This window comes from Chroococcidiopsis cubana SAG 39.79, assembly GCF_003991895.1.
GTDB lineage: Bacteria > Cyanobacteriota > Cyanobacteriia > Cyanobacteriales > Chroococcidiopsidaceae > Chroococcidiopsis > Chroococcidiopsis thermalis.
The window spans coordinates 1-6229 of sequence record NZ_RSCK01000162.1 but is presented as its reverse complement, the minus strand read 5'-3'; the positions used below and the strand labels follow the sequence as shown (position 1 = coordinate 6229).

The window sequence follows — 6229 nt, the reverse complement described above, 5'->3', positions numbered from 1 at the left end:
TTACCGATAGTAGGGGTTGTTCCCTGCCGACTACCTAAATTGCTGGTAAGGAAGCTATTGTCTAGAGAAACAGAATCCTGTGCCTGCACAACTATATTACCTGCATTTCCTTGTCCTTCAGTTGTAGCTCTAAGCCGCGCTCTGTTGGTAAGAAATAGCGCTCGCGCTCGAACGTTGATGTTGCCACTATTACCCGTGCCTCCTGGTGCTACGGAATTAAAGAATCCGCTTGCAGAGCCTTGTTGATTTTGTCCGTCAATCGCGATCGCATCTTGGACATTGATATCAATATCCCCTGCAACAGCGCCATCCCTTCCCTGATTTTCGCCGATGCCAGCCGTAAGTTGACTACCTGAAAAAACGTTTAAGTTGCGAGCATTGACGGCAATACTACCACTGTCTCCAGCACTCACATCAACTAGTGCTATATTATTCAGCGACACGTCTGCTAGGGCTAGATCGGTGGGAAAGCTGAAGCGGAGAATGTTGTTGTTATCCGCGCTGATGCCTATGATTCCTGGGGTTGCTACTGCACCCAACTCGATGCGTCCACCTGCCGCAGTCAAGCTACCACCTTCTAAGTTGATATTACCGCCAATCAGCCCCAAAGTTTTTCCAGATTGCACCTGCAAACCCACTACAAAATTGCTGCTATCTGCAACATTAGAACGATTGACAATTTCCCCTGCACCAGTACCAAATTGCAGACCCAAGGGGACGCTGATGGTGAGTAACGGCGTACCCGTCCCTGGTGTGGCGCTAAACTGTGTCCCATCAGCAAAATTGATACTTCTGGCTGTCGTGGCAATGAAAGAGCCACCAATATTTAAACTGGCGTTTTGACCGAAAATAATCCCGTTAGGATTGAGTAAAAATAAATTAGCTGTGCCGTTGGCTCTAATCAAACCATCAATATTAGAGATCGAGCCGCCTGTAACTCTGCTGAAGATGTTTTGAATCTCGGCTGGGTTATTAAAAAAAGCCGTTCCGTTTGTGGGAACAGAAAACCGATCGAAGCTGTGGAATAAATTTGTCTCTCGCGTGGTTCCACCAGTAGGTAGTGATATGGAAGTAGTGATGAGGTATAATCCTTGCCCTACAACGATTTCAGGCAATATTTGTAACATATAAAAACTACAAATAATTGTTAATTTACAATAATAAATGTTTTGGGAGTGCTGTTTGTCTCCGTCATTACTCTATTATCTCGTATTACTCAACAGTCAGACTCCCTAGAAGAAAATATACCAGAACTATCGTCACATAAGACTTGTCCTTCCTGTCATTCTCACAATACTATAAAGAATGGTTCCATTCATAATGGAAAATCCAAAAGCTAACGCAAAGACTGTGGACGACAATTCGTAGATAACCCTAATAATATTGTTATTTCATTGCAGATAAAACAACTCATTGATAAACTCTTACTGGAGAGAATTTCGCGCTCGTGGAATTGCGAAATTACGGGTGTAAGTTGGTCTTGGTTACAAGATTACCTCAACTCCATCATGGCTTATACTTTCCGCCAAATCAAGGTCTCAGGGAAATTAACGGGTCGCCTGACAATAGAGTATGACGCTCTGGTGGTCATTTGTTAACAGTAAGAAAAATGAGGTTTATATCTGGTTAGCGATTGACCGTGATTCTCGAAAAATTGTCGGTTGTTTTGTGGGAGATAGAACTCGAAAATCAGCCCGTCAGCTTTGGGATTCTTTACAGATGTTTATCAACAATGTGCCCTTGCTTATACCGATTTTTGGCAAGCCTATACAACAGTTATTCCCCCTGAACGTCATCGCTCTGTTAGTAAAAAGTCAGGTCAAACTAATCATATTGAACGATTAAATAATCCGTTAAGACAGCGAATTTCAAGGGCTGGTAAGAGCAAGTCTATCGTTCTCCAAAAAGCTCCGCGATCGCATTGGAGCAATTTGGCACTTCATTCACGGCTACAATGCAGAAGTTACAAGGACTTGAACCTCACCACTACTTCCATATCACTACCAAAGATTGTAAGACTGGCGGTTACAACCTGGAAGGCTCCCTAGCGAATTCTAATAGACTTGTGCGTAATTCTTTTAATTGCTTTAGCAATGGCAGATGCTTGGTTACAGGGAGAAAGAGCTGTTTTACAGAGGCAGCAATCCTACGTTTGTCGGGAGCCAGAAAAGGGAAGGACAAGAAAAAGACACAGTGATTTTTGGAGCTTGTTTATATGGACGAAACTGGATAGTTACCTTTCATGAATGTCAGGTATGGGTTGAAGAACTCATCAAGTTCATTCGCAACAAGTAGGCATTTTATCGCCAAGATTTGAGAGCTATGGTGCTTATATAGAACCCATTTGACATCTCTTCGTTGCTTAAATTAACGTAAGAATGGTGATTTGAGAGAAAGCCAATGCCTTACTCCAGCAGTTTGAGCGATGCCGAATGGAAGATTCTCGAACCGCTTTTACGGGAGATCTTGCCGCAGAAGAAACGGACACGACCGAGTAACTGGAGTCAGCGCGAAATCATTGATGGGATGCTCTATCAACTGAAGAATGGTTGTAACTGGCAGGATTTACCGAGAGACTTTCCCCCCTACTCAACGATCTACTGGCACTTGCATTCAATGGCGTGATGCGGGTGTGTTTGACCAGTTGCTGGAAACGCTACATGGCGAAGTGCGAGTCCAAGCAAAAAAAAACGGCAATGGACGACCCTGATCGTCATTGACTCGCAAGCGGTGAAAAATACGTGTAATGCGAGTGCTGCCTCTAACGGCTTTTGCTTCTACAAAGCGACGAACGGAATCAAACGCCATCTAGCAGTGGACAGCTTAGGATTTCCGTTTTTACCCACTGTACGCGGGCGAAGATCACGGACGATCAAGGCTTGATTGAAATGCTGATTGCCAATCTCGAGTACTTTCAGCAAAAGCCTGCGGACTTAGCAAAGACAACAATTCTGCTAGATCATGGCGATCACCCCGACACGATTCAACTAGCGTTAGAGCAGGTCTATCCAGAGATTATGACCAAGATCCAGTTTCAGGTGGCAGCAAAGCCCTCCAAGGCAGAAAAGGCAACTCAAGGCAAATCTGGCTTTGTGCCGATTGCAGTGCGGTGGGTGATTGAACGATCTAATAGCTGGATTGAACGCTGCAAGAATCTCGTTAAAAACTTTGAGTGGACATTAGAACACGCAAGAACCAAGCTCAATTTTTGCTTCATTCGCCTGATGGTAAAGCGTTTAGCGACTTAAAAAGATGTCAAATGAGTTCTATACAAAAGAAAGCCATCTACCAGACTTGTCTGACTTATCAACGAGCAAGAAGTTACGATATGAGATTGCAGGTTCTCCTGTTGGCGCGGTTGGTAAGATGGGTAGATATTTGGTACAAGGAGAATGGGGTTCGGAGGTTATCGATGAATTACAACCTTTGGACTCAGAAATTCAGATTAACAAACCCGCACACTCTGCATTTGTTAATACTGACTTAGAATCCACGCTGCACGCTTACGAGATCGCGTATTTGTTAATTACAGGTGTAACAACAGAATGTTGCGTGTTAGGAACGTATCGTCATGCTAGCGATCTGGGCTTTTTCTGTCTGCTACTAGAAGATTGCTGTGCTGCTTTTGATAACAACGAGCATGAAGCTGCGATCGCAGTTGTTAAAGCCGAAAACGGTGTTGTGGGATGGGTAGCGCATTCTAGTCAGCTTTTCCAAGCTTGTGAAACGTCACTCCAAATCTAACTTCGCTACTAACCTCTCCACAACTCTATTCGAGCGATTGCAATTGTTGGAGCAGAAAATCGAGTTAAGGCTAACACGGCAACATGAAAAACGTCAGATTAGCGGTGAATGGAACTTTAATGCGCGGGTTAGAATTGAACGGTAACTTATTAACAGTTGGAGCGACCTTTATACGAGAAGCCATGACAGAAGCAACATACCGCTTGTGGTCGATTGGCGATCGCTATCCGGCAATGATTCGAGTTGTCTCAGGTGGAACTGCGATCGCTGTAGAAGTTTGGGACGTACCTCCAGCAGGATTGAGCGAAATTCTCTGGCAAGAACCCCCTGGATTATGTATTGGAAAAGTACGTTTAGCCGATGGGGAGATAGTATTAGGAGTTTTAGGGGAAGCGATCGCTACTGAAGGGCAACAAGAAATTACTCAATGGGGCGGCTGGAGAGAATATTTGAAGAAGTCGTAGGGGCGGGTTTACCCTGCATATTGGTAACAAATAGAGTTTTTGTTTGGAAAACCCGCCCGTACAGAAGTTGGAAGTGGAAAGCGATTATTAAGGCTTCATTGTTGCTAAGCCTTGCAAGACGGCTGTGGTGGTGGCTGTCCAGCCGACGATTCCGCCTTGGGCGCGAATCATTTCTAGGGTGGCTTGTTTGAATTCGGGAAAGTAGCTGTCGGTGGCATCTTCGACCAGCAAGCATTCGTAGCCGCGATCGTTGGCTTCGCGCATAGTTGTTTGAACGCAAACTTCTGTCGTGACTCCGGTAATCATCAGGTGGGAGATATTTTGTTGTTGTAAGAGTTGTTCTAAATTAGTGCGATAAAAAGCTCCTTTTCCTGGTTTTGTAATCACAAATTCTCCAGGTAAAGGGGCTAATTCTGGGACGATCGCATTGCCTGTTTCTCCTAAAATTAATATTCGTCCCATTGGTCCGACATCGCCAATTTTTAGCTGACTTTTGCCACGATTTAACTTTGAAACAGGACAGTCTGATAAGTCTGGCGCATGTCCTTCTTGGGTATGAAATATTGGCAGACGATAATTTCGAAATGCTTGTAATAACAGTTTGATATTTGGTGCGATCGCCTGCAAGCGACTGACATCATTACCTAAAGCAGCCCCGAAACCTCCTGGTTCCAAAAAGTCTCGTTGCATATCAATAATTAGCAATGCAACACCATCAGCCGGAAAATTGTATTCATAGGGTTGGGCAGATATCATATTGACTTTAATTTCCTGCCATGCGTTGACCGATAATAGTGAGATCGGCTCGATCGCTGCTGCTTTCATAGACGATTTTACCGCTGCTAATAACTAAAATTCGGTCTGCCAATGTTAACAATTCATCTAAATCTTCACTGACTAATAATACGGCAACACCGCGATTGCGAGCGGCAATAATTTGAGCATGGATGTATTCCACTGCGGCAAAATCTAAGCCGAAGCAAGGGTTAGCAGCAATTAAAATTTGAATTTGGGGCGATGAGAGTTCCCTAGCAAGGACGGCACGCTGGACGTTACCGCCAGAAAGATGACCGATTGGGGTTTCTGGAGTAGGAGTTTTAATCGTAAAGCTGCTAATTAAGGTTTCGGCGGCTTGGCGGATGGCACGTAGAATTAGTAACCAATTCCATTTGGCTTGGGGTGGGCGATCGAAAGTTCTCAGGGCGAGATTTTCTGCTACGCTCATATGAGCAACGCAGGCATTACGTAGGGGTTCTTCTGGCAGGGAAAAGATCTGATGTCGTTCCATTTCGGTACGGGTAGCCCGATATGTTTCTCCATTGGCGAGAATTTCTCCCGCAGTGGGCGATCGCTGTCCCATCAATACCTCAATTAATTCTCGCTGTCCGTTACCAGAAACTCCCGCAATACCAATAATTTCGCCTGCACGAACGGTGAAGCTACAATCGGTAATTGCTTCTAAACCATTATCGCGATCGGCGTGAATTTGCTTGACCTCTAACTTGGGAGTTACGGCAGTCTGGGCAGTTTTTTCTACCTGTCGCCGTTCTCGTTGTTCTCCCAGCATCATTTGGGCTAAATCCACGACTGATAAATTTTTAACTAAACCGTGTCCGGCAAGTTTACCTCGCCGCAGAACGGTGACTTCATCCACAAACGACATGACTTCGCGAAATTTGTGGGTAATCAGCAACACGCTTAAATGTCCCAATGCAACCTCTTGTCGGATTAAGCCCAAAACTTCATCCGCTTCCCCTGGAGTCAAAACTGAAGTTGGTTCGTCCAGTATAAGAATGCGGTTTTTGAGGTAAAGTTGTTTGAGAATTTCTAACTTTTGCTTTTGTCCCGCTGCTAACTGCGCGATCGGGGTATTCAAGTCAATCTGGAAGGGCGCAGCTTGCATGAAAGCATCTAGCTGTTGATATTCGGCTTTCCAATTAATTAAGGCGATCTCCAAGAAACAAAATACCTATGAGGCAGGTCGGATAAGAATATCCCATTTGGGCAAGAGGGGATTGCGT

General features: G+C 44.7%; 6 protein-coding genes and 2 pseudogenes. 5 read left to right on the top strand and 3 right to left on the bottom strand.

The window, feature by feature from the left end; all coding sequences use genetic code 11:
* The coding region (locus tag DSM107010_RS35760) for a filamentous hemagglutinin N-terminal domain-containing protein (RefSeq protein ID WP_127025260.1) at window positions 1-1127 on the bottom strand (1127 nt) is incomplete at its 3' end.
* Between the two features lie 117 nt (window positions 1128-1244).
* On the opposite strand from DSM107010_RS35760, the pseudogene DSM107010_RS35755 reads away from it, so the two are divergent.
* The 5 genes and pseudogenes from DSM107010_RS35755 to DSM107010_RS35735 all read left to right on the top strand — a co-directional run bounded on the left by DSM107010_RS35755 (window position 1245) and on the right by DSM107010_RS35735 (window position 4208).
* Window positions 1245-1977: pseudogene (locus DSM107010_RS35755) on the top strand (IS1 family transposase).
* Window positions 1978-2400: 423 nt separating this feature from the next.
* On the top strand, window positions 2401-2625 hold the full coding sequence (locus DSM107010_RS35750) for a transposase (RefSeq protein ID WP_199755989.1): 225 nt from the start codon (window positions 2401-2403) through the stop codon (window positions 2623-2625).
* Window positions 2626-2706: 81 nt separating this feature from the next.
* Window positions 2707-3248 (top strand): annotated as a pseudogene (locus DSM107010_RS35745) (transposase).
* Between the two features lie 4 nt (window positions 3249-3252).
* Window positions 3253-3744 (top strand): cysteine hydrolase family protein, encoded by a 492-nt coding sequence (locus DSM107010_RS35740; protein ID WP_106169133.1) that lies wholly within the window; start codon window positions 3253-3255, stop codon window positions 3742-3744.
* Between the two features lie 83 nt (window positions 3745-3827).
* Window positions 3828-4208 (top strand): allophanate hydrolase-related protein, encoded by a 381-nt coding sequence (locus DSM107010_RS35735; RefSeq protein WP_106169132.1) that lies wholly within the window; start codon window positions 3828-3830, stop codon window positions 4206-4208.
* A gap of 87 nt (window positions 4209-4295) precedes the next feature.
* Here DSM107010_RS35735 and DSM107010_RS35730 read toward each other — a convergent pair whose 3' ends face one another.
* Complete coding sequence (locus tag DSM107010_RS35730; protein WP_106169131.1) at window positions 4296-4964, bottom strand: cysteine hydrolase family protein; 669 nt, start codon at window positions 4962-4964, stop codon at window positions 4296-4298.
* Between the two features lie 7 nt (window positions 4965-4971).
* The gene (locus tag DSM107010_RS35725; RefSeq protein WP_127025258.1) at window positions 4972-6165 is read right to left on the bottom strand and encodes an ABC transporter ATP-binding protein; all 1194 of its coding nucleotides are present in this window, start codon (window positions 6163-6165) and stop codon (window positions 4972-4974) included.
* Window positions 6166-6229: the final 64 nt, after the last annotated feature.

What these genes read in the sequence shown, in the direction of transcription:
- DSM107010_RS35750 (WP_199755989.1), top strand. Translation starts at nt 2,401, where the DNA reads ATGCCTTACTCCAGCAGTTTGAGCGATGCCGAATGGAAGATTCTCGAA.
- DSM107010_RS35740 (WP_106169133.1), top strand. Translation starts at nt 3,253, where the DNA reads ATGTCAAATGAGTTCTATACAAAAGAAAGCCATCTACCAGACTTGTCT.
- DSM107010_RS35735 (WP_106169132.1), top strand. Translation starts at nt 3,828, where the DNA reads ATGAAAAACGTCAGATTAGCGGTGAATGGAACTTTAATGCGCGGGTTA.
- DSM107010_RS35730 (WP_106169131.1), bottom strand. Translation starts at nt 4,964, where the DNA reads ATGATATCTGCCCAACCCTATGAATACAATTTTCCGGCTGATGGTGTT.